The organism is Micromonospora yongxingensis (genome assembly GCF_052601155.1).
The window spans coordinates 197,971-222,407 of the sequence record NZ_JBQXEO010000004.1 but is presented as its reverse complement, the minus strand read 5'-3'; the positions used below and the strand labels follow the sequence as shown (position 1 = coordinate 222,407).

General features: G+C 73.0%; 25 protein-coding genes and 2 tRNA genes. 10 read left to right on the top strand and 17 right to left on the bottom strand.

From position 1 onward, the window contains the following. Positions 1-10 precede the first annotated feature (10 nt). Positions 11-1,168, bottom strand: a complete 1,158-nt coding sequence (locus ACTWLT_RS08360) for an FAD-dependent oxidoreductase (RefSeq protein ID WP_445317781.1) — start codon at positions 1,166-1,168, stop codon at positions 11-13. Between the two features lie 107 nt (positions 1,169-1,275). Between ACTWLT_RS08360 and ACTWLT_RS08355 the strand changes: the two genes are divergently transcribed. From ACTWLT_RS08355 to ACTWLT_RS08345, 3 genes are all read left to right on the top strand, one after another. Further along, the gene (locus tag ACTWLT_RS08355; RefSeq protein WP_445317780.1) at positions 1,276-1,857 is read left to right on the top strand and encodes a TetR/AcrR family transcriptional regulator; all 582 of its coding nucleotides are present in this window, start codon (positions 1,276-1,278) and stop codon (positions 1,855-1,857) included. A 69-nt stretch (positions 1,858-1,926) separates the two neighbouring features. After that, a complete protein-coding gene (locus ACTWLT_RS08350) occupies positions 1,927-2,484 on the top strand; it encodes a SigE family RNA polymerase sigma factor (RefSeq protein WP_445317779.1) in 558 nt (185 codons plus the stop codon). Beyond that, positions 2,481-3,668: a hypothetical protein gene (locus tag ACTWLT_RS08345; protein ID WP_445317778.1), complete on the top strand. Its 1,188-nt coding sequence runs from the start codon at positions 2,481-2,483 to the stop codon at positions 3,666-3,668. Before ACTWLT_RS08350 ends, ACTWLT_RS08345 begins: the two co-directional genes overlap by 4 nt. Positions 3,669-3,734: 66 nt before the next feature. Here ACTWLT_RS08345 and ACTWLT_RS08340 read toward each other — a convergent pair whose 3' ends face one another. The 3 genes from ACTWLT_RS08340 to ACTWLT_RS08330 form a co-directional block, all read right to left on the bottom strand. Continuing rightward, positions 3,735-4,637 (bottom strand): sulfurtransferase, encoded by a 903-nt coding sequence (locus tag ACTWLT_RS08340; RefSeq protein ID WP_445317777.1) that lies wholly within the window; start codon positions 4,635-4,637, stop codon positions 3,735-3,737. A gap of 105 nt (positions 4,638-4,742) precedes the next feature. After that, entirely contained in the window at positions 4,743-5,189 is a 447-nt protein-coding gene (locus ACTWLT_RS08335; RefSeq protein ID WP_445317776.1) for an imidazolonepropionase-like domain-containing protein, read from the bottom strand. Between the two features lie 2 nt (positions 5,190-5,191). Further along, the gene (locus ACTWLT_RS08330) at positions 5,192-5,959 is read right to left on the bottom strand and encodes an SGNH/GDSL hydrolase family protein (RefSeq protein WP_445317775.1); all 768 of its coding nucleotides are present in this window, start codon (positions 5,957-5,959) and stop codon (positions 5,192-5,194) included. A 234-nt stretch (positions 5,960-6,193) separates the two neighbouring features. Between ACTWLT_RS08330 and ACTWLT_RS08325 the strand changes: the two genes are divergently transcribed. The 4 genes from ACTWLT_RS08325 to ACTWLT_RS08310 are packed head-to-tail and all read left to right on the top strand — an operon-like array spanning position 6,194 to position 9,579. After that, a complete protein-coding gene (locus tag ACTWLT_RS08325; protein ID WP_445317774.1) occupies positions 6,194-7,963 on the top strand; it encodes a proline--tRNA ligase in 1,770 nt (589 codons plus the stop codon). 57 nt (positions 7,964-8,020) lie between these two features. Beyond that, positions 8,021-8,446, top strand: coding sequence for a CBS domain-containing protein (locus tag ACTWLT_RS08320; protein ID WP_252416973.1), 426 nt, complete (start codon positions 8,021-8,023; stop codon positions 8,444-8,446). A 42-nt stretch (positions 8,447-8,488) separates the two neighbouring features. Then, positions 8,489-8,917 (top strand): SufE family protein, encoded by a 429-nt coding sequence (locus ACTWLT_RS08315; protein WP_445317773.1) that lies wholly within the window; start codon positions 8,489-8,491, stop codon positions 8,915-8,917. Positions 8,918-8,937: 20 nt separating this feature from the next. Further along, the gene (locus ACTWLT_RS08310) at positions 8,938-9,579 is read left to right on the top strand and encodes a DsbA family oxidoreductase (RefSeq protein ID WP_445317772.1); all 642 of its coding nucleotides are present in this window, start codon (positions 8,938-8,940) and stop codon (positions 9,577-9,579) included. Positions 9,580-9,643: 64 nt separating this feature from the next. Here ACTWLT_RS08310 and ACTWLT_RS08305 read toward each other — a convergent pair whose 3' ends face one another. From ACTWLT_RS08305 to ACTWLT_RS08280, 6 genes are all read right to left on the bottom strand, one after another. Next, positions 9,644-10,192, bottom strand: coding sequence for a YbaK/EbsC family protein (locus ACTWLT_RS08305; protein ID WP_252417153.1), 549 nt, complete (start codon positions 10,190-10,192; stop codon positions 9,644-9,646). Positions 10,193-10,287: 95 nt separating this feature from the next. Beyond that, the gene (locus ACTWLT_RS08300) at positions 10,288-10,482 is read right to left on the bottom strand and encodes a hypothetical protein (protein ID WP_252416971.1); all 195 of its coding nucleotides are present in this window, start codon (positions 10,480-10,482) and stop codon (positions 10,288-10,290) included. A 37-nt stretch (positions 10,483-10,519) separates the two neighbouring features. Further along, positions 10,520-11,302: an SDR family oxidoreductase gene (locus ACTWLT_RS08295; protein ID WP_445317771.1), complete on the bottom strand. Its 783-nt coding sequence runs from the start codon at positions 11,300-11,302 to the stop codon at positions 10,520-10,522. 105 nt (positions 11,303-11,407) lie between these two features. Further along, complete coding sequence (locus tag ACTWLT_RS08290) at positions 11,408-12,061, bottom strand: GAP family protein (RefSeq protein WP_445317770.1); 654 nt, start codon at positions 12,059-12,061, stop codon at positions 11,408-11,410. Between the two features lie 52 nt (positions 12,062-12,113). After that, positions 12,114-13,505, bottom strand: a complete 1,392-nt coding sequence (locus tag ACTWLT_RS08285; protein WP_445317769.1) for an MFS transporter — start codon at positions 13,503-13,505, stop codon at positions 12,114-12,116. A gap of 59 nt (positions 13,506-13,564) precedes the next feature. Further along, positions 13,565-13,882, bottom strand: a complete 318-nt coding sequence (locus tag ACTWLT_RS08280; RefSeq protein ID WP_445317768.1) for a hypothetical protein — start codon at positions 13,880-13,882, stop codon at positions 13,565-13,567. Between the two features lie 152 nt (positions 13,883-14,034). On the opposite strand from ACTWLT_RS08280, the gene ACTWLT_RS08275 reads away from it, so the two are divergent. Together ACTWLT_RS08275 and ACTWLT_RS08270 are read left to right on the top strand one after the other, a co-directional pair. Next, a complete protein-coding gene (locus ACTWLT_RS08275; RefSeq protein WP_445317851.1) occupies positions 14,035-18,552 on the top strand; it encodes a cation-translocating P-type ATPase in 4,518 nt (1,505 codons plus the stop codon). Positions 18,553-18,614: 62 nt separating this feature from the next. Next, positions 18,615-19,415: an MBL fold metallo-hydrolase gene (locus ACTWLT_RS08270; RefSeq protein ID WP_445317767.1), complete on the top strand. Its 801-nt coding sequence runs from the start codon at positions 18,615-18,617 to the stop codon at positions 19,413-19,415. An 85-nt stretch (positions 19,416-19,500) separates the two neighbouring features. Here the strand turns inward: ACTWLT_RS08270 and ACTWLT_RS08265 are convergent, their stop codons facing one another. Next, positions 19,501-19,920, bottom strand: coding sequence for a CBS domain-containing protein (locus ACTWLT_RS08265; RefSeq protein WP_252416965.1), 420 nt, complete (start codon positions 19,918-19,920; stop codon positions 19,501-19,503). A gap of 78 nt (positions 19,921-19,998) precedes the next feature. After that, on the bottom strand, positions 19,999-20,292 hold the full coding sequence (locus ACTWLT_RS08260) for a hypothetical protein (protein WP_445317766.1): 294 nt from the start codon (positions 20,290-20,292) through the stop codon (positions 19,999-20,001). A gap of 405 nt (positions 20,293-20,697) precedes the next feature. Here ACTWLT_RS08260 and ACTWLT_RS08255 point away from each other — a divergent pair, with 405 nt between their 5' ends. Next, positions 20,698-21,531, top strand: coding sequence for a hypothetical protein (locus ACTWLT_RS08255; RefSeq protein ID WP_445317765.1), 834 nt, complete (start codon positions 20,698-20,700; stop codon positions 21,529-21,531). Between the two features lie 43 nt (positions 21,532-21,574). Here ACTWLT_RS08255 and ACTWLT_RS08250 read toward each other — a convergent pair whose 3' ends face one another. The 5 genes from ACTWLT_RS08250 to ACTWLT_RS08230 form a co-directional block, all read right to left on the bottom strand. After that, positions 21,575-22,990, bottom strand: a complete 1,416-nt coding sequence (locus ACTWLT_RS08250) for a PP2C family protein-serine/threonine phosphatase (RefSeq protein ID WP_445317850.1) — start codon at positions 22,988-22,990, stop codon at positions 21,575-21,577. 22 nt (positions 22,991-23,012) lie between these two features. Beyond that, positions 23,013-23,088: transfer RNA gene (locus tag ACTWLT_RS08245), tRNA-Ala, on the bottom strand. A gap of 43 nt (positions 23,089-23,131) precedes the next feature. Continuing rightward, positions 23,132-23,260 (bottom strand): DLW-39 family protein, encoded by a 129-nt coding sequence (locus ACTWLT_RS08240; protein ID WP_208869723.1) that lies wholly within the window; start codon positions 23,258-23,260, stop codon positions 23,132-23,134. Positions 23,261-23,302: 42 nt separating this feature from the next. After that, positions 23,303-23,376: transfer RNA gene (locus ACTWLT_RS08235), tRNA-Ile, on the bottom strand. A 150-nt stretch (positions 23,377-23,526) separates the two neighbouring features. Then, the gene (locus ACTWLT_RS08230) at positions 23,527-24,435 is read right to left on the bottom strand and encodes a DUF3566 domain-containing protein (protein ID WP_445317764.1); all 909 of its coding nucleotides are present in this window, start codon (positions 24,433-24,435) and stop codon (positions 23,527-23,529) included. Positions 24,436-24,437: the final 2 nt, after the last annotated feature.

The following is a 24,437-nucleotide window of genomic DNA, read 5'->3' as shown; positions in this document are numbered from 1 at the left end:
GAGGCGCAGCCTAGCCCTGCGCGCGTTCCCGGTGGGACAGCCCGGACAGGCGAAGCGCGATCCGTCGGCGGGCCGGCGGTACGGCACCGAGCAGCCGGAGCAGCACGTCACGGATCGGGCGGCGAGCCGGCGAGAGGGTGGCCAGCCGGGTCAGCCCGGCGGCGAAGCTCAGCACGTCCTCGGCCATCGGGCGTTGCCGGGCCGTGTAGTCGTCGAGCAGCGCCTCGGGCCCGCCGTCGAGCACGTCGGCCAGCGCGGTGCCGAGGGCCACCGCGTCGCAGATGCCGAGGTTCATGCCCTGCCCTCCGGCAGGGCTGTGGACGTGCCCGGCGTCGCCGGCCAGCAGCACCGGCCCGGACCGGAAGGTGTCGGCGATCCGGTGGTGCACCCGGAAGCGGGAACCCCAGAGCACCTCGGTGACCCGGTCGGGTCGCTGTGCCGGGCCGCGCTCGTCGAGCAGCGCCTGGAGGTAGGCCGCATCCGGCTCGGCCGGGGCCGTCGCCACGGCGGCGACCAGCCGGACCACCCCGTCCGGGAGCGGTGCCCAGATCAGCGGTCCGGAGCGGGCGAGGAAGAGCGCCGCCTCGTCGCGGGGCAGGGTGCTGTGCACGCGGACGTCGGCGAGTACAAAGGACTCCTCGTCGCTCGGGCCGGTGAAGCCGATGCCGGCCAACCGACGGACCGTGCTGTGCAGGCCGTCCGCGCCGACCACGAACCGGGCGCGCAGCGCCGCACCGTCGATCCGGGCGAGCACCCCGTCGCCGGTCCGGCTCAGGCCGGTCAGCCGGCACGGTCGCCGCACCTCGACGCCGCGGTCGGCCAGTTGCCGGGCGAGCACCGCCTCGGTGATCGCCTGGGAGACCAGCAGCGCGTAGGGAAATCGGGACGGCAGTTGGTGGAACGGGACCGACAGCAGCACCCGGTCCCGGTCGCGCACGGTGAAACGCGGGGCCCGTACCCCCTGGGCGACCAGCGGCGCGGCGGCACCGATCCGGTCCAGCACCTCCAGGGTGTACGCGTGCACGACGGCCGCCCGCGAGGTCGACGGCGGTTCGGCCAACTGGTCCAGCACGGTCACCTCGAACCCGCGCCGGGCGAGTGTCAGTGCGGTGGCGAGGCCGGTGGGGCCGGCGCCCACCACCAGAACGTCGGTACTCGTGGGCAGCATGGCCACCTCCGGAACGACCGTTGCCAACAGGCGTTGGCAAACACTTGTTGGCAACGCTAGGACGGCCCTCGTTGTGTGTCAACAGTTGTTGGCATACGGTCGTTGACATGACAGCGCCCGCCCACCCGAACCGCCCGCGCCGCTCGGACGCGACCCGCGCGGCGATCCTGCGGGCAGCCCGCGAACGGTTCGCCGCGGACGGGTACGAACGGGCCACGATCCGGGCCATCGCCGCCGACGCCCGGATCGACCCGTCGATGGTGATGCGCTACTACGGCAGCAAGGAGGGGCTGTTCGCGGCGGCGGCGGAGTTCGACCTACGGCTGCCCGACCTGACCGCCGTGCCTCCGGGGCAGCTCGGCGAGGTGCTGATCCGGCACTTCCTCGCCCGGTGGGAGGGCGACGAGACGCTGGCGGCGCTGCTCCGGGCGGCCAGCACCAATCCGGGCGCGGCCGAACGTATGCGCGGCCTCTTCGCCGACCAACTCGTCGCGGCCGTCTCCACGTTCGGCACCGACCCGGCCACCACCGCGCGACGCGCCGGCCTGGTGGCCAGCCAGGTCCTCGGCCTCGCCTTCACCCGCTACATCGTCCGCCTACCGCCGATGGTGGACGTGGATCCGGAGGAACTGGTTTCCTGGGTCGCACCGACCCTGCAGCGCTACCTGACCGGGCTGCCGGAGAACTGACCCAACCTTTTATCCCTCCCCGTGCGTCTGGCAGGTGACGCGGCAACGCGACGGCCGGGAGGTGGGCGGATGGGACCGGCGGCAGACGACGGGCGCGAGAGTTACCTCGCCTTCGTGGAGAGCCACCAGCACCGGCTGCTGCGCGCGGCGTACCTGATCTGCGGCAACCGCCACCAGGCCGAGGACCTCCTCCAGGACGCGCTGCTGAAGCTGGCGCTGCGCTGGGCCTCGGTCCGCGACGGTGACCCCGCCGCGTACGTACGAGCCATCCTCTATCGGGACACGGTGTCGTGGTGGCGTCGCCGGCGTCGGGAATGGCTCAGCGCCGACCCGCCGGAGCAGCCTGCTCCCGATCGCGACGGCGCACTGCGGCTGACGATGCACCACGCGCTGGGCCTGCTGCCACCCCGGCAGCGGGCCGTGCTGGTGCTGCGCTACTACGAGGACCTGACCGAGGTCGCCACCGCCGAGGCTCTCGGCGTGACCGTCGGCACCGTGAAGAGCCAGTGCCACGCGGCGCTGCGCCGACTTCGCGAGGTCGCTCCGGACCTCGCCCGGGACGCCCGACCGGGCCGAGGCCCGGCGACGCCCGGCGACCTGCCCACCGGCCTGGAGGTGAACCCGTGAACGAGCAGGACCTGCGTCAACTGCTGACCGTCAGCGTCGAGGACGTCCGGCCCAGCCACCCGGCGGTGGCCGGTTGGGAACGGGCCCGGCGCACTCGGCGTACCCGCCGGGCCGTCGGCACGGTTGCCCTGGCCGTGGTGCTGGTCGGCGGCGGCACGGTTGCCGCCCTGCGACCGCCCGCCAACCCACCGCCGGACCATTCGGTGGCCCCGACCCCGACCGTCGCGCCCACCCACGCGGGGCCGGTGGTGCGGGCCCCCGCCGAGCTGACCTTCCCACCCGACCCGCTGGCCCGGCTCGGTGACCCGGCGACCGTGCCACTCTCCGCGCGACCGGTCCAGCGGGCCTTGGCGCTGTTCCAGCCGATGGACCAGGAGTACCGCGCGGACGGCCCGGTCCGGATCCTCGGCGACGACGGCGTGGTGCGCAGTCTCGACGTGGTGACCCCGGCACCCACTCGGGACGAGGACGGCAACCAGGCGCCGGCCGTGAAGCCCGGGGTGCTGTCGCCCGACGGTCGGTCGGCCGCGTTCGCACAGACCAACGAGCTGATCATGGTGGACCTCACCGCGGCGACCGTGCGCCGGATCCCGCTCGACGGCTACCTGGAGCTGGTGGTCTGGGCTAGCGACCGGGTGCTGGTCGGCGGTGACGACCGGACGTACGCGGTGGACCGGATCACCGGTTCGGCGAGCGAGGTCGACGTGTCGATCTGGGATCTGGTCGCACCCGACCCGGCGGCCGGCCGCCAGGCGGCGCTCGTCGAGGTGGGCGGCGAGCGGGACGGCCTGATGCTGCGCAGCCGGACCGCCCGCGAGGGCAGCGTGCGCTCCGAACAGAAGGTCACCGGCACGGCGATGCCGGTGCCGTACCAGGTCAACGAGTTCTACGGCCGGGGTTGGTTGCACGGCGAGCGACTGGCCCGGGCGGCGTGGATCACCAACAGCCAGATCGACGGGGCCGAGGGTGTGGCCGTGCTGGACGCCCGCACCGGCGCGGTGACCCACATGCTCGACCTGGGCCGGGACCGGACGAAGGGCTGCTGCGACGTGCTGGGCTGGGACAACCAGGGCGCCGTGCTGGTCCGCCTGCAACCGGCCGGCGTGGCGCGCTGGCACCCGGAGACCGGTGAGGTCACCGGCGTTGTCCGCGACCTGAACGGGGTGGTGGCGCTGGCCGGTTGAGCCCTCGTCCCCGCGCGGCCGGAGGGTCGCGCGGGGACGGGTGCCGCGGCGGGACCGCCGGGTCGATCAGGCGGCGAGGCCGCCGGGCTGGTCGCCCTTCACGACGGGAGCCCGGACCAGGTTGCCCCACTCGGTCCACGAGCCGTCGTAGTTGCGCACCTGCGGGTAGCCCAGCAGGTGCCGCAGCACGAACCAGGTGTGGCTGGACCGCTCACCGATCCGGCAGTACGCGATCACGTCGTCGTCCGGGCTCAGTCCGAGCTGGTCGGCGTAGATCGCACGCAGCTCGTTGCGCGACTTGAACGTGCCGTCGTCATTGGCCGCCGACTTCCACGGCTTGCTGACCGCACCCGGGATGTGCCCGCCGCGCAGCGCGCCTTCCTGCGGGTAGTTCGGCATGTGCAGCGTCTCGCCGGTGTACTCGCCCGGCGACCGGACGTCCACCAGCGGCCGACCGGCGGCGATGTGCGCCATCACCTGCTCGCGGTAGGCCCGCAGCGGTGCGTCGTCGCGCTCCGGCACCGGGTACTCGGCGCGCGGTCGGCTCGGCTTGTCGCGGGTCAGCTCGCGTCCTTCGGCGATCCACTTCTGCCGGCCGCCGTCGAGCAGCCGTACGTCGGCGTGGCCGAAGAGCGAGAAGACCCAGAGGGCGTACGCGGCCCACCAGTTGAAGTTGTCGCCGTAGAAGACGACGGTGTCGCCCCGGCCGATGCCCTTGGCGGCGCACAGTTCGGCGAAGCTCCTGGCGTCCAGGTAGTCCCGGGTCACCTGGTCGTTCAGCTCCAGGTGCCAGTCGACCTTGACGGCACCCGGGATGTGACCGGTGTCGTAGAGCAGCACGTCCTCGTCGGACTCGACAACCACGAGACCCTCGTCGCCCAGGTGCTCGGCCAGCCACTCGGTGGTGACCAGCCGCTGCGGGTCCGCGTAGGACTGGAGGCGGGGATCAGGATCGTTCGGCACAGACATGATCCCCAAGGTACGCCGGATCCCTGCCCGCCGGCCCGCCATCGGTAATCGGGTGCTGCGGATGTGACCGCCGGCACGACGGACCACAGGGGATGGGCCTCGGTGTCAGGCCCGCCGGTGCACCAGCCGGCCGGCGACGACAGCGGCGAGGCAGGTGCCGTCGGCGGCGAAGACAGCCAGGTCGGCACGGGCGGACGGCACCAGTGCGTGCCGCCGTACCTCGTCGAGCACCGCGACGTCGTTGCGGACCGCGGCGGCCCGCAACGCCGGCTCGGCCACGTGCGCGGCCAGGACCGCGGCGGCCCCGAGCTGGAACAGCGCGTGCACGCGTTCGCGTGGGCTGGGCGCGGGCGGCAGGGGCCCGTCGTGCACCAGCGCCGGCCCGAGCGTGCCAGCCCATCGCCGCACCCGCACCTGCGGGTACGCCTGCGTCAGCTCGTCCAGTGACGCCACGGCCTCGATCCGGGAACCGGTCACCAGCACCGCCCGACCGGGGACCGGCTCGTCCTCCGGTGTCACCCGCAGCAGCGTGGCGGTGTGGATGGTCCGCACGATCAGTCGGCGAACGGCCCGAGCAGGGGACGCTTCGCGGTGACCGTGTCGCCGGAGGAGCGACCGGTCAGCCGCCGCTTGATCCACGGAGCCAGGTGCTGCCCCGCCCAGCGCAGGTCGGCCGCGCGGGCGGCGAGCCACGGGGAGGGCGCGGGGTGCGGTGGCACCATCAGCCACTCCTCGTCGCAGCCGACCCCGAGCGCGTTCAGCACCTGCCCGGCGACCCGCCGGTGACCGGCCGCCGAGAGGTGCAGCCGGTCGGTGCTCCAGAGCATCGGGTTGAGGAAGGTGTCGTCGGCGTACAGGTCGACCATGATGGCGCCGTGCCGCTCGGCGGTCTCGCCGACCGCCTGGTTGAGCAGCTGCACGCGGGGTGCGACGAGGCGCTGGCCGGGCAGTCGGGCCATCACGTCCGCGAACCGGAAGAGCAGCACGTCCGCGCCGCCCGAGCGCAGTTGGCGGACCACCTCGTCGAAGCGGGCGACCAGCGTGTCCGGGTCGAAGGTGCGGCGCAGCACGTCGTTGCCGCCGGCCGCGAAGCTGATCAGGTCGGGCTTCATCGCCACGGCGGCGGGCACCTGCTCGGCCACGACGCTGGGGAAGAGCCGACCGCGGATGGCCAGGTTGGCGTAGCGGAAGTCGGGGCCGGCCTCCGCCGCCAGCCGGGTCGCCACGAGGTCCGCCCAACCCCGGTAGGTGCCGTCCGGGTACGCGTCGTCCATACCCTCGGTGAAGCTGTCCCCGACCGCGACAAAACTGCGCCAGCGCACCCGCGCCCCCTCACGCCACCCGTTGCCTGCGGCGACCAGTCTGTCACCGGAGACGCGGCCGTCGGTGCCCCGAACCGGACGACGTGGCGGAGGTCATTGCTCGTCCGCGGGGTGCCTGCCTCCCAACATCACGCAAGCCGAGTCGATCACGCGAACAGCCTGCCGCTTCGAGCACCATCGGCACAGGTCCGAATTGGGTCGCTCATCCCAGCTCACCGCTCGTAGGCTGCGCGAATGCTGCTACGCATGTCGACCCTGCTGCTGCGAACCCTGCGCGAGGACCCGGCCGACGCGGAGGTGCCGAGCCACCGGCTGCTGCTGCGCGCCGGCTACATCCGTCGCGCCGCACCGGGCGGCTACACGTGGCTGCCGCTGGGCAAGCTGGTGCTGGACCGGATCACCGAGGTGGTGCGCCGTGAGCTGATCGCGATCGGCGACCAGGAGGTGCACTTCCCGGCGTTGCTGCCGGCGGAACCGTACCGGAGCAGCGGCCGGTGGACGGAGTACGGCGACGACATCTTCACCCTCGCCGACCGGCGCGGCGCCGAGCACCTGTTGGCGCCCACCCACGAGGAGATGGCGGCGCTGCTGGTCAAGGACCTGTTCACCTCGTACCGGGACTTCCCGGTGACGCTGTTCCAGGTGCAGACGAAGTTCCGCGACGAGGCGCGGCCCCGGGCCGGTCTGCTGCGCGGCCGGGAGTTCCTCATGAAGGACGCGTACTCCTTCGACCTCGACGAGGCGGGGCTGCGCGACGCGTACGGACGGCACCGGGCGGCGTACCGGCGGATCTTCGACCGGCTGGGCCTGGACTACACGGTGGTGCACGCGATGTCCGGGGCGATGGGTGGCTCGGCGTCGGAGGAGTTCCTGGCCGCCACGCCGGTCGGTGAGGACACCTTCGTCGGCTGCACCGCCTGCGACTACGCGGCGAACACCGAGGCGGTCACCACCCCGGTGCCCGCCGCCGGTGACCCGGCCGCACAGCCGGCCGTCGAGGTGCACGACACGCCCGAGACCCCGACGATCGCCAGCCTGGTGGAGCTGGCCAACGCCCGCCGGCTGGGTGGCCGGGACGGCTGGACGGCCGCCGAAACCCTGAAGAACGTCGTGCTGTCCGTACGTCAGCCGGGCGCGGAGCGGGCCGAACCGCTGGTGGTGGGGGTTCCGGGTGACCGCGAGGTCGACCTGAAGCGCGTCGGTGCCGCCCTGCACCCGGCCCAGGTGGCCGTCTTCGACCAGTGGACCGACCATCCGGAGCTGGTTCGCGGGTACATCGGGCCGCAACTGCTCGACAAGCTGGGCATCCGCTACCTGGTCGATCCGCGGATCGTGCCCGGCTCGGCCTGGCTGACCGGGGCGAACGAGCCGGGTCGGCACGCGACCAACGTGGTCTGCGGCCGGGACTTCACCCCCGACGGCACGATCGAGGCGGCCGAGGTACGCGCCGGTGACCCGTGCCCCGACTGCGACGACGGCGAGCTGACCATCCGGCGGGGCATCGAGATCGGCCACATCTTCCAGCTCGGCCGCCGCTTCACCGACGCGTTCGCGGTCGACGTGCTCGGGCCGGCGGGCAAGCCGGTCCGGCCGACCATGGGCTGCTACGGCATCGGCGTGTCCCGGGCGGTGGCGGCGATCGCCGAGCAGCACCACGACGATCGTGGGTTGGTGTGGCCTGCGGCGGTCGCGCCGTTGGACGTACACCTGGTCGTGGCGGGCAAGGGGCCTCAGCTCGACGCGGCGCTGGAGCTCGGCGGGCGGCTCGCCGAAGCCGGCCTGCGGGTGCTCGTCGACGACCGGACGCACGTCTCGGCCGGGGTGAAGTTCGCCGACGCGGAACTGGTCGGCATCCCGCGCACCGTCGTGGTCGGCCGCCGGCTGGCCGACGGGTACGTCGAACTGCGCGAGCGGGCCGGCGACGGACGCACCGAGCTGCACCTGGACGGCCTGGTGGAGCGACTGGTCCACGAGGTACGCCGGGACCGTGGGAGCCTGGTGTAGCCATCGCATCACGGGGTACCGCAGTTCGATCGGGTGGAAACGTCTTCGGAGGCTCTCATGACCGGTTACCGGGTCAGCGACGTGATGACCAAGCAGGTGGTCTACCTGCCGGCGGAGACCACCCTGGACGAGGCGGCCAGGGTGATGAAGGAGGCCGACATCGGCGACGTGGTGGTCACCGACGGCGCCAGCCTCGCCGGCATGCTCACCGACCGTGACATCGTGGTCCGGGCGGTGGCCGAGAACAGCTCACCCGCGGCCACCACCATCGGCTCGATCGTCACCCGCGAGGTCGTCATGATCGAGCAGCACTGCACGGCGGGCGAGGCGGCGGCGCTGATGCGTGATCGGGGCATCCGGCGGGTGCTGGTCTGTGACACCGACCGCAAGCTGGTCGGCATCGTCTCGCTTGGCGACCTGGCCATGCAGCTCGACCCCACCAGCGCCCTCAGCGAGATCAGCGAGCAGTCCCCGACCGTTTGAGGTGCGGGGAAGGGCCCCCGCCGACAGCGGTAGCCTCGACGCATGGCTGACATGCCCGCCCGACTGGCCGAGATCGTCGACGAGTTCGCCTCCGCACCGCGTGACCTGGTGCTGGAGATGTTGCTGGAGTACGCCGACGTCATCCCGCCGCTGCCGGCCGACGCCACCGACCGCGAGGGCATGGAGCAGGTGCCGGAGTGCCAGACCTCGTTCTTCCTGCGCGCCCGGGTGACGCCGGAGCGGACCGTCGAGACGCTGTTCGACTGTCCGCCGGAGGCACCGACCACCCGGGCGTTCGCGGGGATCCTCGCCGAAGGGCTGGCCGGCGCGAGCGCCGAGGAGGTGCTGGCCGTGCCGGACGACCTCTACCAGCGGATGGGGCTGGCCCAGGCGATCAGCCCGCTGCGGGTACGCGGCGGCACCGCGATCCTGGGTCGGCTCAAGCGTCAGGTCCGGGAACAACTCGGCTGAGCAGGCAGTTGCCACCGATCATGGAGATCGAGATCTACGCGGACGTCGTCTGCCCGTGGTGCTACATCGGCAAGCGCCGGCTGGAGCAGGCCCTCGCCAGCTACGACGGCGACGTGACCGTCCGCTACCGGCCGTTCCAGCTCGACCCGTCGCCGGTGTCGGAGCCCCGCCCGCTGGTGGAGGCGATGGGCGCCAAGTTCGGTGGTCCGGAGCGGGCCCGGCAGATGTTCGCCCACGTGACCGAGGTCGCGGCGGGTGACGGGCTGCGGCTGGACTTCGACCGTGCGGTGATCGCGAACACCTTCGAGGCGCACCGGCTGGTCTCCTACGCCGCCGACCACGGTTTGGCGGCGGAGATGGTGGAGGCGCTCTACCAGGCGCACTTCACCCAGGGCGTCGATGTCGGTTCCCGCGAGGCGCTGGCCGCGCTGGCCGGCGGGATCGGCCTGGACGTCGCCGACGTGCGCCGGTTCCTCGACTCCGACGAGCGGACCGCCGAGGTCGCCGCCGAGTTGGCCGCCGCCCGGGAGTTGGGCGTCACCAGCGTGCCGACCTTCGTGCTGGCCGGGAAGTACGCGGTCACCGGCGCCCAGGACGCGCAGACGCTGCTCGCCGCGCTCGCCGAGGTCGAGCAGCGCGAGTCCGGGGCGCACTCGCACTGAGCACGGCGCCCGGCATCGACACGCGTGATGTTTCACGTGCAACGACATCGATGCCGGTGCCCGGTCAGGCCGGCCTGGCCAGACCCTCCACCACCTGCGCGCCGGGCAGCGCGCCAAGCGCCGGCCCGGGCAGCGCGATCTTGCTGTGCCGCACACCGGATCCGATGATCACGTGTGGAGTGGCGATCACCCGCGCGTCGACCAGGATCGGCCACTGCGCCGGCAACCCGATCGGCGTGATCCCGCCGTACTCCATGCCGGTCAACTCGACCGCGTCGTCCATCGGGGCGAAGCTCGCCTTGCGGACGTCCAGCGCCCGGCGGGCCACGCCGTTCACGTCGGCCCGGGTGGTGGCCAGGATGATGCAGGCCGCGTAGCGGACCACACCCTCGCGCTTGCCCGCCACCACGACGCAGTTGGCTGACACGTCCAGCCCCACCTCGTACGCCGCGCAGAAGGCGGCGGTGTCGGCCAGGTCGGCGTCGATCGGCGCGACCAGCACGTCATCGACGTTCACCGGCGCGTCGGCCGGCCACTCGGAGATGGCCGCCGCCACCGGCGGGGCGAGCAGGTCGAGGCGGACACGGGCCGGTTCGGTCTTCAGCGTTCCCATCACGGGTGCGATCCTCGCAGGTGTGCGGGCGGGCCGCCCGGCGACTCCGGAGCCGCGACGCGACACCACCCGTCCGGGCCGAACCGATCGGCGGCTCAGCTCCCGGCGAGGAAGGCGTTGTCGCGCAGGAAGGTGCGGTCACGGGACGCGGCCAGCTCCTCGGCGCGCTGGGCCTTGGCCCGTTGCAGCTCCAGGTCCTCCAGCGCGTGCCGGACACCCAGCCGGATCACGCCGTAGAGGAAGACGAAACCGAAGACGTAGAGGATCACGGTGACGACGACAGCGAACATGGCGTCACCGTAAGGCGAATGTGAACCGGGCTTCCTCTCATCTCCGCCCGGTTCCCCCGTACGTGTCAGCGAGATGGTCGGCCCAGGTGCGTACGCCTCGGGGCGGCGCCTCGGTGACCAGCCCGCCCGCGCGCAGCTCGCGACCGAGGCGGCCGGGTATCCGCACCGGCAGCAACAGCCGGTGTGAACCCCGGGCCTGCCGCCAGGCGCGGACCGCCTCGTCGAAGCGGAGCACCTGCGGCCCGCCGAACTCCTCGATCCCGCCCAGCGGGCCGGCGAACAGCCGGGCCGCCAGCCGGGCCGCCACCTCGGCCGGGTCGACCGGCTGGGCGAGCACCGCCCGGTCTCCGATCACCGGACCCAGCCGCGCACTGGCGGTCAGCAGGTCGTCCAGGAACTGCGGGAACTGGGTGGCCCGCAGCACCGACCAGGGCACCGGGCTGGCCGCGACGACCTGCTCGGCGGCGAGCTTGTGCCGGTAGTACGGGATGGGCACCCGGTCCACTCCGACGATCGAGATATAGACCAGGTGCTGGACGCCGGCCGCGCCGGCCGCGACGACCAGCCGGCGGGTGCCGAGCACGTCCACCTGGTGGGTCTGCCGACCCCGCGGCGAGGATGCCAGGTGCAGCACCGCGTCCACTCCGGCCACCGCCTCGGTGAGCCCGTCCCCGGTGGCCAGGTCGGTCACCACCCACTCCACCCCGGAGCCGGTACGCGGCCGTCGGCTGGTGGCCCGGACGTCGACCCCGTCGTCGCGCAACCGGGTCAGCACCGCGCTGCCCAGGTGGCCGCCCGCCCCGGTGACCAGAACCCTCATCTCGTCCTCCCGTCCCGCCGCGAACCACGGCATCCGTCCGCCCGCTGAGCCGTCACCCGCTGATGACGGCGTCCGGACACGACCCGTGACCGGGTGTGCGACGGCTCACCCAGACCGGATCAGGTCCAGCACGGTCAGCACCGCGAAGAACCCGATCAGCAGCTCGTTGACCACCCAGGCGTGTCCCTCGGCCCAGGCCCGCATCCGGGCCAGCACCCGCGCGGCGCGACGCCCCAGCAGGAGCAACGCCAGCAACGGAAGGGCCAGCAGGGTCACGGTGAGCAGCACGAACGGCAGCAGGTGCCACCACGGCAGGTCGTGCCGGGCCACGCTCGCCCCCACCGCCGCCATGGTCAGGTCGTCGGTGGGCGTCGCCACGAAGAGCAGTGCACCCAGCCGCAGCGCCCAGCGCGGGTCGGCGTGCCCGATACTCCCCAGCCACCGTGGCGACGCGGACCGGTTCCGACGCAGCCAGACCACCACGGCCAGGACGAGCAGCAGGGCGAGCACCACCAGGTCGATGGCGGGGCCGCGGTCGACCCGGCCGGCGACGGCGCTGGCGTCGGTGGCCACGCCGCCCACCAGCCGGGTGAGCAGCCAGCTCACGGTCACCCCGGCGGCGACCACCAGCCCGGCGCCGGCGAGGAAGCCCAGCGAGGCGGCCCGGGGCCGGTCCGACGAGGCGAGGAAGACCGCCACGACCAACTGGGTCCCGGCGACCATCACCACGGCCAGCGGCAGGACGGTCAGGAAACTCATCGCCCCGCCATCCTCCCGGCCGACCGGGACCGGGCGCCGTCGAATCTGCGGATCAGCCGCCCGGCCGTGCCGTCCCGCCCACCACCACCCGGCCGGCCAGCAGCGCACCGAGCAGCGCCAGGCCGGCGGCGACGCCCAACGTCGCCGCGTAGCTGGCCGGGCCGGGCGCGCTACCGGCCGCCAGCACGGCCCCGGTGAGCGCCAGCACGGTGGCCGCGAAGAGCGAGTCGCCCAGTTGCAGGGATGAACTGTTGCGGCCCTGTTCCCCGGGGGCGGACAGCTCCAGGGTGAGCACCGACAACGACGGGTAGAGCAGACCCATGCCGAGGCCGGCGACCGCCCAGCCCAGCACGGCCACGGCCACCGGCAACTCGGGCCGGACGGCCAACGCCACCGTGGCGGTACCGACCGTGATGCAGCTCAACCCGGCCCGGGGCAGGCTGGCGCGGGACGCCGGCAGGGGGATCCGGCCCTGCACCCACGAGCCCACCGACCAGGCCAGTGCCCCGACCGTGAGCACCAGCCCGGCGGCGGTCGGCGACAGACCTCGCTCCCGGGAGAGCATCAACGGGATGACGACCTCGGCGCCGACGAACGCCGCCGAGGCCAGACCTCGCAGCCCGATCACGGTGGGCAGACCTCGGGCCGCCCGGAGGAACCCGGCCGGCAGCAGGCGCGGGGCGCAGACCAGCAGGCCGGCCACGGCGAGCGCGATCAGCGCCAGGGCTGCCGGACCGCGCTGCTGTCCCCCGATGTGCAGCAGTGCGGCGCTCACCCCCGCCCCGCACGCCCAGCCGATCCGGGCCACCGCGCCGGCCGGCGGCCGGGTCGGCGTGCTCCGGTCGAGCGACCGCAGACCGGGGTGGACCAGCAGCACCGCCGGCACCGCCACCGCCGGCACCGCCAGGAAGACCCACCGCCAGCCCAGGTGCTCCACGATCAGGCCGGCCAGCGCCGGCCCGACCAGCGACGGGACGACCCACGCCGCCGCGAACGCCGCGAAGATCCGCCGGTGCAGCTCCTCCGGGTACGCGTGCCCGACGATCACGTAGAGCGCCACCGAGAGCAGCCCGGAGCCGAAGCCCTGCACCACCCGGCCGACGACCAGTGCGCTCATCACCGGGGCGGTCCCGGCGATCAGCAGTCCGACCACGAACCAGGCGACGCCGTGCCACATCGGCCCCCGGGGTCCCCGCGCATCGCACCAGATCCCGGAGACCACCATGGCCAGCACGCCCGCGGCGAACGGGCCACCGAAGGCGATTCCGTACAACGCCAGGCCGTCCAGGCTGCGAGCCACGGTCGGCATCGCCGTGCCGACCGCGAGCGCCTCGAACGCGAGCAGCGAGATCAGGGCGACGCTGCCCACCGTCATCGCCCGCAGTCTGGGTGCGAACAGTCCCGGTGGGGCCGCCGGTACGGCGGTGGCGGATGGACTCGGCATGGACGAAAGCCTGCGACCTCAACCCGGATTCATGTCAATCAGAGGTGGCGTGGCTCTCGTCAGGCGTTCTCCAACGCACCTCCGAAGCCCCGCACCAGCCCTGAAAGATGCTGGTCGGCCAGAAGGTGGCCGGCGGTGATCACCAGGGCCAGCGGCCACTCGATGACCTGGAGCGCGGCGAGCAGCCCGAGCCCGGCGTAGTAGGCGAGCTTGTCCGGCGGTGGAACCGCCATCTCACCCAGCATCGGCACGTCCACCCGCCGGCTGTACATCTGGACGGTCTCGCGCGAACCGTTGAGGTGTCGCGTCAGTGTGCTCATTCCGGCCTCCCCCGTGTCCGGTGACCTTCGCGGGATTCCACCGCCCACGCCGTCCATGCCCCGCCGACGACGGAAAGTTCCGCTGCCCGGAGGGCATAACGGATGCCAGGTCGGGAAGCCAGGCCGCCGGACGCGAGGCGGTGGGAGGACGAGATGACCGACGGCAGAACCGGCAGCAGCGGGGAGCGTTCGTCCTGCCGTACGCCTCGATGACGGCCGCAGCCCGCGCGGTCGGCCGTCTCCTGCCGTCCATCGGCGTGCCGCACCTGGTCGGCGAGGCGTCCCGGACGGTGGGTTCGGCCGCGACCCGACTGGCCCGGACCGCCGGGCTGACCCGGCGTCGGGTCTGGTCCCGACCCGGGCGGCACCACATCGAGGTGCACGGCGTCTGCCAGGACGGCGGCGACCGGCTGGCCCGGCAGGTGGAGGGCGCGCTGGAGCGGCTGCCCGGGGTGGCCTGGGCCCGGGTGAACGCCCCGTCCGGCCGGGTGGTGGTCGCCGTACAGGACCCCGAGCCGAAGCTGCGCGACCTCATCACCACGATCGCGCGGGTCGAGAAGACCTGCGACCACGAACCTGATCCGGAGATCCCGCCGCCGCACCCACCGGAGGAGGGGCCGCGCACCCCGCGCACCCTGGGTGCGCTCGCCTCCGACGCGCTGGGCCTCACCCTCTCGGCGGCTACCCGGCTCCTGCCGTTCGCGCCGGTGCCCGGCGAGGTCGCCGGGCTGCTCGCCGCGGTGGATCTGCAACCGAAGCTGCACGCGCTCGCCGGCCGTGGGCTGCGCGCCGACCCTCGCGCGGACATCATCTTTCCGCTCGCCGAGGCGGTGGTGCAGGGTCTGGCCGGCGGCTGGACGGGGATCGTCATCGACGGCGCCCAACGGATCGTGCAGTGGGGTGAGGCGCGAGCCCAGCTCACCGCGTGGGAGCGGGCCGAGCCGCGGCTCACCGGCGCCCCGGAGCGCGCCGAGGCACGCTGGCCGGTGGCCGAGCGCCCCCGGCCGAAGCCGGACGGCCCGGTCGAGCGGTACGTCAACCGGTCGTTGGCCGCCGGCGCGGCGGCCGCTGCGGCGGCGGCACCGTTCGCCGGGCGCAAGAGGGCCGCCGCGCTGGGTCTGTCCGCGCTGCCCAAGGCCCCGGGCAGCGGACGCGAGGGGTACGCCGCCCAGCTCGGTCAGATCCTGGCCCGACGCGGGGTCATCGCGATGGACCGAGGCGTGCTGCGGGAGCTGGATCGGATCGACACGCTGGTGCTGGACGCGGCGGTGCTCGGCTCGGACCGGGGCGTGCTCGCCGACCTCGCCCCGGCGCGCGGAGTGGACGTCGACCAGGTGGCGGAGCGCGCGTTCGCGTTGTTCGACCCGGCCGATCCGGGCGGCTCCCGAGGTGCGGACGGTTGGCGGCTCGGGCCGCTGGACCAGCTACCCGGCACCGACCCCGGTGACATCCCGGACAGCGATCGGCTGCGAACCACCGGCGGCCAACTGGTCGGTCTGGCCCACGGCGACCGGCTGGCCGCGTTGCTGCGGGTCGAGCCGGAGCCCGCGCCGGGCGTCGACGGCCTGCCGTCCGTCGCCCGGCAGGCGGGCCTGCGGCTGGTCGTGGCCGGCGGCGACGAGCAGCGGTACGGCTTCGCCGACGCGATGCTGCCCGGCGGGGACCGGCTGACCGAGTCGGTACGCGCGTTGCAGCGCGACGGGGCGGTGGTGATGCTGGTGTCCGGGGACCGGACGGCGCTCGGCGCGTCCGACTGTGGCCTCGGAATGTCCGCTCCGGAGGAGCTGCCACCGTGGGGTGCGCACCTGCTGGTCGGCGCGGACCTGCGGGTGGTGGCCCTGCTGATCGAGGCGACCGGGGTGGCCCGGCGGATGACCGAGCAGAACATCCGGCTGAGCATGGCCGGCACCGGTCTCGGTGCGCTCGGTGCGTTCACCGCCGCACCGGCCCAACTGCCCCACCGCGCGCTGGTCGCGGTGAACGGCGCCTCCGGGTTGGCCTTCGCACACGGCGTCTGGCGGGCGAGGCGGCTGCCCGACCAGTCGGACACCCCGGCGCCGGTGGCGACGGCCTGGCACCTGATGCCGGCCGGCGCCGTGCTCGACCGCCTCGGCACCCGACCGGACGGCCTGGACAGCGCGGAAGCACGGCGCCGCCACGACGGAGGCGGCGCGACCGGCGGTGACGCACCCGGAGGCGGGGGCCTTCTGCGCGCCTTCGTGGACGAACTGGCCAACCCGCTCACCCCGGTGCTGGCCGCCGGGGCGGTGCTGTCCGCGTCGTTCGGCTCGCTGGTCGACGCGGCGCTGGTGGGCAGCGTGGTCGGCGGGTCCGCCCTGATCGGTGCGGTGCACGAGCGCAACACCGAACGGTCGCTGGCGGAGCTGCTGTCCCGTTCGGCGGTGACCGCCCGGGTCCGCCGCGACGGCGCCGAGCGGGTGGTCGCCGCCGAAGACCTGGTCCTGGGGGACGTCATCACGCTCGAGCCGGGTGACTCGGTGCCCGCCGACTGCCGGGTGCTCGAATCGGTGGGGCTGGAGGCGGACGAGTCGTCACTGACCGGCGAGTCGCTGCCGGTCGCCAAGACCGACCGTCCGGTGGTCGCCGCCTCCGTCGCCGACCGGCACTCGATGTTGTACGAGGGCACCACCGTCGCCGCCGGGCACGGAACTGCCGTGGTGGTGGCGCTCGGCACCGACACCGAGGCCGGGCGCAGCCTGGCGCTGGTACGGCAGGCGCCACCGACCAGTGGGGTCGAGGCGCGGCTCGGCTCGTTGACCAGTCTCGCCATCCCGTTGGCCGCCGGTTCGGCGGTGGCGGTGGCCGGCGCGGGCCTGCTCCGGGGCGTACCGCTGGCCGAGACGGCCGCGACCGCCGCGAACCTGGCCGTGGCGTCGGTGCCGGAGGGGTTGCCGTTCCTGGTCAGTGCCGCGCAGCTGGCGGCGGCCCGGCGGCTGGCCGAGCACGGCGCGTTGGTCCGCAACCCGCGAACGATCGAGGCGCTGGGTCGGGTGGACGTGCTGTGCTTCGACAAGACCGGCACCCTCACCGAGGGCCAGCTGCTGCTCGCCGGGGTCGGCGACGGCGTGGCCGACCGGTACGCCCCGGTGGACCGGCTGGACGACCGGCTCCGGTTGACGCTGGCCACGGCGTTGCGGGCCACCCCCGCCGCGGCCAACCCGGAGGAGCTGGTGCTGCAGACCGACCGCGCGGTCCGCAAGGGTGCCGCCGTCGCGGGGGTGGTGGAGCAGACCGGCGCCGACGGCTGGCGGGCTGTCGGCGGGCTGCCGTTCGAGCCGTCCCGCGGGTACCACGCGAGCATCGGGGAGACCGGTGGCCACCTGCTGTTGAGCGTCAAGGGCGCCCCGGAGTCGGTGCTGCCACGCTGCTCGGCACGGCGTACCGACGGCCGCCGGGAGCCGTTGGACGACGCCGGCCGCGCGGAGTTGCAGCGGGTGCTCGCCGACCGGGCCGGGGCGGGGCACCGGATCCTGGCCGTCGCCGAGTGCCAGGTGAACGACCCCACGGTGTCCGACGGGGACGTCCGGGGCCTGACCTTCGTGGGGTTCCTGGCCCTCGCCGACGGGGTCCGGGAGAGCGCGGCGCCGGCGGTGCGCCGGATCCGGCAGGCCGGCGTGCACACCATCATGATCACCGGCGACCATCCGGCGACGGCCGAGGCGATCGCCGCCACCATCAGCGAGCACGACGAGCAGCGTGTGGTCACCGCCGGCGAGCTCGACCAGTTGGACGACGAGGCGCTCGCCGAGCGGTTGGCCCGTACGGATGTCGTGGCCCGCTGCACCCCGGCGCACAAGGTGCGGATCATCCAGGCGTTGCAGAAGTGCGGGCGGACCGTGGCGATGACCGGCGACGGCGCCAACGACGCCCCGGCGATCCGGCTGGCCGACGTCGGCATCGCCCTCGGCCAGCGGGGCACCCCGGCCGCACGGGCCGCCGCCGACCTGGTCGTCACCGACGACCGGCTGGAGACCATCATCGCCACCCTGGTCGAGGGTCGGGCGATGTGGTCATCGGTGCGGCACGCGCTCAGCATCCTCGTCGGCGGCAACCTCGGCGAGATCGCGTTCAGCGTGCTCACCGCCGCCGTGACCGGCCGCTCCGCGCTCACCGGACGGCAGCTTCTGCTGGTCAACCTGCTCACCGACCTGGCGCCGGCGCTGGCCATCGCGATCCGCCCGCCTGCCTCCGACCGCACCGACAGCCTGCTGCGGGAGGGCCCGGACGTGTCGCTCGGCGAGACCCTGACCAGGGAGATCGGGCTGCGGGCAGGAGCCACCACGCTGGGCGCCACCGTCGGCTGGACGCTGGCCCGGTACACCGGCCGCCGTCAGCGGGCCGGCACGGTCGCGCTGGTCTCCCTGGTCGGCACCCAGCTGGGCCAGACCATCCTGGCCGGCGGCACCAGCCCGGCGGTGCTGGCGTCCACGGCGGCGTCGCTGGGAGCGCTGGTCGTGGTCGTGCAGACACCGGGGTTGAGTCAGTTCTTCGGGTGCACCCCGCTCGGACCGGTCGGTTGGACGATGGGGGCCGGCTCCGCGCTCGGGGCCACCTTCGCCAACGGCGCGCTCACCCGGCTGATGGAGCACCTGCCCCAGACCCGATCCGACGCTGCCGGCAAGCCTCCGGCCGACGCCGGCGAACCGGGGTCGGACACCGGAGCGTCCACGGCGGACGGCGGAGGCGCGGGCGCGTCCGCCGGTTGACCGCCGGCCCTCCGCATGGCCGGGGCCACGGGGGGTACGGCAGGGGGCAGGAGGTGGGCCGCATGGTGGAGCAGCCGCAGGTCACATTCATCGGTACCGCGACGACGGTGCTGCGGATCGGCGGTTTCACCCTGCTGACCGACCCGAACTTCCTGCACCGGGGCCAGCGCGCGTACCTCGGCAAGGGTCTGTGGTCGCGCCGGCGCACGGACCCGGCGCTGCGGATCGCCCAGCTCCCGGAGCTGGATGCGGTGGTCCTCTCCCACCTGCACGGCGACCACTTCGACCGCGTGGCCCGCCGTGAGCTGGACCGCGAGCTGCCGATCGTCACCACTCCCGCCGCCGAACGCAAGCTGCGCCGCTGGGGCTTCCGGGCCGCCGAGGGCCTGCCGACCTGGTCGTCACGGGAGCTGCACCGCGACGGTACGACCGTGCGGCTGACGTCGATGCCCGGCCAGCACGGCCCGGGCGCGCTGGACGTGCTCATGCCCGACGTGATGGGCACGATGATCGACGTGGAACGCGCCGGGACGCGCGAGTTCCGGCTCTACGTCACCGGCGACACCCTGAACCGGCCGCTGCTCACCGCCGTCCCCGAGCGGTACCCGGACATCGACGCGATGCTGATCCACCTCGGCGGCACGAAGGTCGCCGGGATTCTCCTCACGATGGACGCCCAGCAGGGCGCCGACCTGGTGGAGCTGATCCGGCCGAAGCTGACCGTGCCGATCCACTACGACGACTATCCGGTGTTCCGCTCCCCGCTGGCGCACTTCGTGGAAGAGGCTCGGCGCCGTGGATGGGTGAAGCAGGTACGCACCATCGCCCGCGGTGAGACCGCCCCGCTGACGCCGCCCTCCTGAGCACCCCGGTCACGCCAGGCGCCGCGAACGCCGATCGCCGCCACCCGGCGTGGCCGGTGGCGGCGATCGTTGAGGGGTGTGACGGTCAGCTGCGCTCGGAGATGGCCTCGATGAGGTCGCCCACCGGGCGCTCCGGAAGGGACCGGGCCACGTCGGCCACCGCCACGATCCCGACGAGTTCGTGCCCGTCGATCACCGGCAGCCGGCGTACCTTGTGCTGACCCATGGTCCGCAGAATCTCGGCCGCGTCGTCGTCGGCGCCGATGGTCACCGCCTCGCCCTGGGCCAGCTCACCGGCGGTCACGTTGGCCGGGTCGCGCCCCTCGGCCAGCACCTTCACCACGATGTCGCGGTCGGTCAACATGCCCTTGAGCCGGTTGTCGTCGCCGCAGATCGGCAGCGAGCCGACCCCCAGCTCGGCCATCCGCTTCGCGGCCGACTTCAGGTCGTCCTGCTCGCGGACGCAGCTCACGTCGTTCGTCATGATCTCGCGTGCGGTCGGCATTGGTCTGACACCTCACTTCCGGGGGGTTGTTGCCGTTCCTCCTACCCCGAGGACTCCCGACCATGCGAAGCACCTGGTTCAGAACACGTCGCGGCGCGGGCCGGGCTCCGCCCAGCACTGGCCACCGCGGAACTCGACACCGGGCACACCGTCAACCACCCGACTGATGTCCGCCACGCTCGCCAGCGAGGTGGCGAGTTGACCCCGCAGCTCGGCGGCCGCCGAGTCGAGATCGTCGTCCTCTTCGGACCAGTCGATGTCGGCCGCCCGTAGCTCGGCGACCGCGAAGTCGGCTACAGCCGCCGGGTCGGTGACCACCACGTCGACCCGGCAGTACAGGTGCAGGGTGACGGGCTCTGACTGTTCGTCCATACAAGGATCATGGTCAGCGCGCACCGTGCACGGAAGCCGGCACGCCTCAGGATCACCTGCTCGACCGATCGCTCACGTCGGCAACTGTCGCAGCCGCCCGTTAGACAGGGCGCATGAGCGGGCGGCCAGAAGCACGGTGGTATCACGCAGCGGGGGTTCACCTTCAGGCGTACGACCCTGACTGGCCAGCGAGTTACGCCGAGGACGCTCGTTCGTACGTCGCGTTGAAACGAGACCTCGCTGCCCGGCGCGCGGCCGATCCCGCCCGCTACACACGGGACAAGCGGGACTTCGTGAGGGAGATGGAGGAGAGGGCCGGGGTCCGACTGGATGCACAAGCTGGCTAGCCAAGCTGCGCGGAACCAGACCACGGAACCGGCTGCGGTGGTCCGGCGTCACATCCCGGTGCGATCACCCGCCCGGCTGTCCGGTTTCTTCTCCCTCGTCGTGGCGATCATCTCGGCCGGCGTCCTGACCGGCTCGACACCGCGTTTCAGCGGACGGGACGTCCCCGAACCACCGTCCGATCCAGACACGCTGGTACTCCAGCTACACCTGTGGCGGAGTATGAGCGGGCCGCCAGAGCTGGCGGAGCTGCCGGAGTTCAGCCTCTATGGCGGCGGCCGGGTGATCGTCGGAAACGGCTGGAACGGCTCGCTGCACCGGGCCTGGGAGCTCACCCTCAGCCCGGATCGGTACCGGCAGATCTACCGCCTGGCACACGCCGCCGGGCTCGGCCGCTCCCGGCACCTTCCCGATCGGGGAGAGACCACCGACGGGACACTGCTGGTCGCCGAGCTGCGGTCGGCCGGGCACCTGCGCACCACCACCGTGGTCTCCCTCGGGCGAGGGTTCGAGACCGGGGCGCGCCGCCGGATAGCCGAGTTCCGCCGCACCATACAGCAGCTCGCCGTCCCCGCAGGTCCGACCACCGGCTACCAACCGGATCGGGTCGCCGTGCTTGCAACCGGCGGCTGGTCCGTCGGGGGCGTCAGCCGTGTGCCCGAGCAGCGGTGGGCGGACGGAGATCTCCTGGCCGGCGTCCGGACGGACCTCGGCGAGTGCACGACGCGCAGCGGCGCAGCGGTGCCGGCCATCGAGGCACTCGGCCGCGGCACCCCCCTGGGCACCCAGTGGCGGAGCGGCGAGAAGCAGTCCGGGGGCGTCGTCGTCCTCATTCGGCTGCTGTTGCCGGACGAGGACGACTGCGCCGACCTGAACCGCCGGCAGCCGGGCTAGCCACCAGGGACGTTCTCTTGCGCTCGGCGCCGCCGCCCGCTTGCTAATCCCCGTGGGGTTTGCTGGCCCGGTGAGGGTCGGCGCCGGCTGTGGTGTGACGAGTGTTGCCGTGCCCTCCGTGCCAATCGAGGATCAGTAGGCAGGCGTCGTCGGGTAGGACGGGTCCGGCGACTTCGAGGACGAGGTCGGCGAGGACGCGAACCACCTCTCTGGGGTGCAGTTCGCTCAGGTGTTGCAGTCGTGTGGACAGGTCGAGGGCGGCGGCGCCGCGTTCGAGCATGCCGTCGGTGAGCAGCACCAGACGGTCGCCGGGTCGCAACTCGATCTCGGCAAGTTGATAGGGCTTGTGGCGAAGCACCCCGAAGGGTCGATTGACGGGCAGTGCCACGGCTTGGGTGACGCCGTCGCGGACGAGCAGCGGTGTGGGGTGCCCGGCGTTGACGACGTGAAGGATCCCGGTGGACAGGTCGAGGCGGCCGAGGAGCCCGGTGGCGAAGGGCGACCCGGAGGGAGCATTGGCGATGAGCGCCTGGTCTGCGGCCTGTGCCTGTTGAAGCAGGGTGCCGCCGCGGCGGCGGGCGTTGCGTAGTGCGCTGACGCACAGGGTCGCGGTGAGCGCGCTGTGCACGCCGTGGCCGACCGCGTCGGTGATGCTCAGGTGCAGCAGGTCGCGGGCCAGGCTGTAGTCGAAGGTATCGCCGCCGATGCTGGCTGCCGGTTCCAGCCACGCGGCCAGGGTGAACGAGTCGGCTTCGCAGGTGAACGACGAGGGTAGGAGCCGCCGTTGGATCTCCGCGGCGAGGGTGAACGGACTCGTTCGTTGGCCCCATTCGAACAGGTCGGTGTGTCGACGGTTGGCGATCACCACGAACGCCAGCGTGTGTGCGGCCCGCGACACCTGCTGCACGACCGCGGCGGTCGGTGCGGCAGACAGTGCGATCTCCAACAGACCGATGGCCTCGCCACGCTGGGTGACAGGTGCGCGCACCACGTACTGGTCACCGACGTATTCGACCAGCACATGCTGTGCGCGTAGTGCCTGCTCCTGCGGGCCGCCGTCGAAGGGCAGCACCATCGCGACGTCCTCGTCCTGCCGTCGGCCGCCGGGCAGGTCGCCGATCGGGACGTGGATCAGGCGTACGAGGGCGCGGCCGCTCATGTCCGCCACGAGGAACGACACCCACGAAGCGTCGAGGCTCATCCCGATGCTGCGCGTCACCGCCTGCACGGCGTCGACCGGGGCGGCCTTCTCCACCGCGAGCAGCACATCGTCGAGATTCACGCCGCTCACATCGTTCTCGGTCACGCGGCGGAGCCTAGACCAGATGCTGGTAGGAACCGCATGCCCAGCATTTCGACGCCGGGCGAAGCCCCGCAGGCGTACGCCTGGTGAGTCGGACCCCGTCAGCCAGAGGCCAGGCGAAGGAACGGCACATGAGCGCTTGGCTGTACCCGACACCGCGATCAACCAAAGAAAGTGCTGGTGGAGCCCAGGGGACTCGAACCCCTAACCCCTGCCTTGCAAAGGCAGTGCTCTGCCAGTTGAGCTAGGGCCCCGTGGGCGGGCGGCGCCGCCTACCACTCGCCGCCGTGCCGGACCTCAGCGCAGGTCGGGCGCGGTGGTCGCCTCGTGCCACAGGGCACGCTCGTCGTTGGACGCCTTGACCTTGTTGAACACGACGGCGGCCACGCCGACGACGCCGGCAAGAATCAGCAGCTTCTTGAACATGGGGCGACCCCTCGCGCTCGACTACCGTCGGACGACCTGCGGTGGGGCTAGATGGAATCGAACCATCGACCTCAGAGTTATCAGCTCTGCGCTCTAACCGACTGAGCTATAGCCCCGCGTTGCGACGAGCAAGATTAACCCATCCGCGGGGCCGGCCCCAAATCGGGGTCCGGGCCTGCGAGCCGGGCCGTTGACGCCTCCAGAACCTAACCGAGTGCGGAGCGCCGGAGCGACCGCTTTACGCGGCGCTCCGGCGCTCCGATCGCTCAGTCCCGCTCGGCGAGGGTCAACTCGATCCCGCCGACCAGGTCGGCACAGACGTTGTAGACGAACGCTCCCAGCGTGGCCAGCGCGGTGAACAGCACCACGTTGACCAGGCCGATCAGCGCCGAGCTGAGGATCACGCCCTTGGCGGTGATCTGGAAGCCGTTGGTGCTCTGCCCACCGCCGGCGTTGACCAGGTCGCTCAGGCTGTCGTTGACGCTCTGGAACACGCCCATCGCGTCCAACGCCAGGTAGAGCACCGAGGTGGCGACGACCACCACGATGAAGAGCACCACCGAGACGGCGAACGCGAACTTCATCACGGACCAGGGGTCGATCCGCTTCAGGTTGAGCCGGGCCCGGCGCGGTCCGCGGGACGCGGCCGAGCTGACCGAGGTACGCGCGGCGCGTACCGCGTCACCGACCCGGGCCGCCCCGACGGCGGACGCGTTGCCGATGCCCGGGGGCAGGCCGCCGCCGCTGGCCGGGCGGCCGGCAGGGGTGGCACGGCCCTGGTCCGGCTGCGGCTGGGTCATGCCGGGGGTGATCCGCGGCTGGGTGCCGGTGGCCCCGGTGGACGCCGCCTGACCGGCCCGGACGTTGATCGGCTGGGTGGTCGACGGACGGGCCGAAGCCGAGGCCGGTGCCGCCGCCGGGGGTGTGCCGGGGGCGGCCGGCGCCTCGACGGACGTCTCGGTCTTGTCGCCCGACCCGCCGTCCTCGCCGGGCTGGTCCGGCGGTGGTGTCATGCCGGGAGCCCGGGTGAATTTCGGGGCAGGCGCGTCGGCGGGGACCGTCGCCCGGCCCACGGCCGCGCGGCCGGTCGCTGGTGTGCCGCCCTTGGCGGCCTCCTCGTCGACCGGGTTGGCCGAGGTCCCCGTGTTCCCCGACTTCGCCTGTGTCTCCGTCATTC

Excerpts from the sequence above, each read along its gene's own strand:
- ACTWLT_RS08350 (WP_445317779.1), top strand. The coding sequence starts at position 1,927 with ATGGGACCGGCGGCAGACGACGGGCGCGAGAGTTACCTCGCCTTCGTG.
- ACTWLT_RS08360 (WP_445317781.1), bottom strand. The coding sequence starts at position 1,168 with ATGCTGCCCACGAGTACCGACGTTCTGGTGGTGGGCGCCGGCCCCACC.
- ACTWLT_RS08265 (WP_252416965.1), bottom strand. The coding sequence starts at position 19,920 with ATGCCGACCGCACGCGAGATCATGACGAACGACGTGAGCTGCGTCCGC.
- ACTWLT_RS08315 (WP_445317773.1), top strand. The coding sequence starts at position 8,489 with ATGGCTGACATGCCCGCCCGACTGGCCGAGATCGTCGACGAGTTCGCC.
- ACTWLT_RS08320 (WP_252416973.1), top strand. The coding sequence starts at position 8,021 with ATGACCGGTTACCGGGTCAGCGACGTGATGACCAAGCAGGTGGTCTAC.
- ACTWLT_RS08260 (WP_445317766.1), bottom strand. The coding sequence starts at position 20,292 with ATGGACGAACAGTCAGAGCCCGTCACCCTGCACCTGTACTGCCGGGTC.
- ACTWLT_RS08240 (WP_208869723.1), bottom strand. The coding sequence starts at position 23,260 with ATGTTCAAGAAGCTGCTGATTCTTGCCGGCGTCGTCGGCGTGGCCGCC.
- ACTWLT_RS08275 (WP_445317851.1), top strand. The coding sequence starts at position 14,035 with ATGACGGCCGCAGCCCGCGCGGTCGGCCGTCTCCTGCCGTCCATCGGC.
- ACTWLT_RS08300 (WP_252416971.1), bottom strand. The coding sequence starts at position 10,482 with ATGTTCGCTGTCGTCGTCACCGTGATCCTCTACGTCTTCGGTTTCGTC.
- ACTWLT_RS08295 (WP_445317771.1), bottom strand. The coding sequence starts at position 11,302 with ATGAGGGTTCTGGTCACCGGGGCGGGCGGCCACCTGGGCAGCGCGGTG.
- ACTWLT_RS08270 (WP_445317767.1), top strand. The coding sequence starts at position 18,615 with ATGGTGGAGCAGCCGCAGGTCACATTCATCGGTACCGCGACGACGGTG.
- ACTWLT_RS08290 (WP_445317770.1), bottom strand. The coding sequence starts at position 12,061 with ATGAGTTTCCTGACCGTCCTGCCGCTGGCCGTGGTGATGGTCGCCGGG.
- ACTWLT_RS08355 (WP_445317780.1), top strand. The coding sequence starts at position 1,276 with ATGACAGCGCCCGCCCACCCGAACCGCCCGCGCCGCTCGGACGCGACC.
- ACTWLT_RS08310 (WP_445317772.1), top strand. The coding sequence starts at position 8,938 with ATGGAGATCGAGATCTACGCGGACGTCGTCTGCCCGTGGTGCTACATC.
- ACTWLT_RS08325 (WP_445317774.1), top strand. The coding sequence starts at position 6,194 with ATGCTGCTACGCATGTCGACCCTGCTGCTGCGAACCCTGCGCGAGGAC.
- ACTWLT_RS08230 (WP_445317764.1), bottom strand. The coding sequence starts at position 24,435 with ATGACGGAGACACAGGCGAAGTCGGGGAACACGGGGACCTCGGCCAAC.
- ACTWLT_RS08305 (WP_252417153.1), bottom strand. The coding sequence starts at position 10,192 with ATGGGAACGCTGAAGACCGAACCGGCCCGTGTCCGCCTCGACCTGCTC.
- ACTWLT_RS08280 (WP_445317768.1), bottom strand. The coding sequence starts at position 13,882 with ATGGACGGCGTGGGCGGTGGAATCCCGCGAAGGTCACCGGACACGGGG.
- ACTWLT_RS08285 (WP_445317769.1), bottom strand. The coding sequence starts at position 13,505 with ATGCCGAGTCCATCCGCCACCGCCGTACCGGCGGCCCCACCGGGACTG.
- ACTWLT_RS08340 (WP_445317777.1), bottom strand. The coding sequence starts at position 4,637 with ATGTCTGTGCCGAACGATCCTGATCCCCGCCTCCAGTCCTACGCGGAC.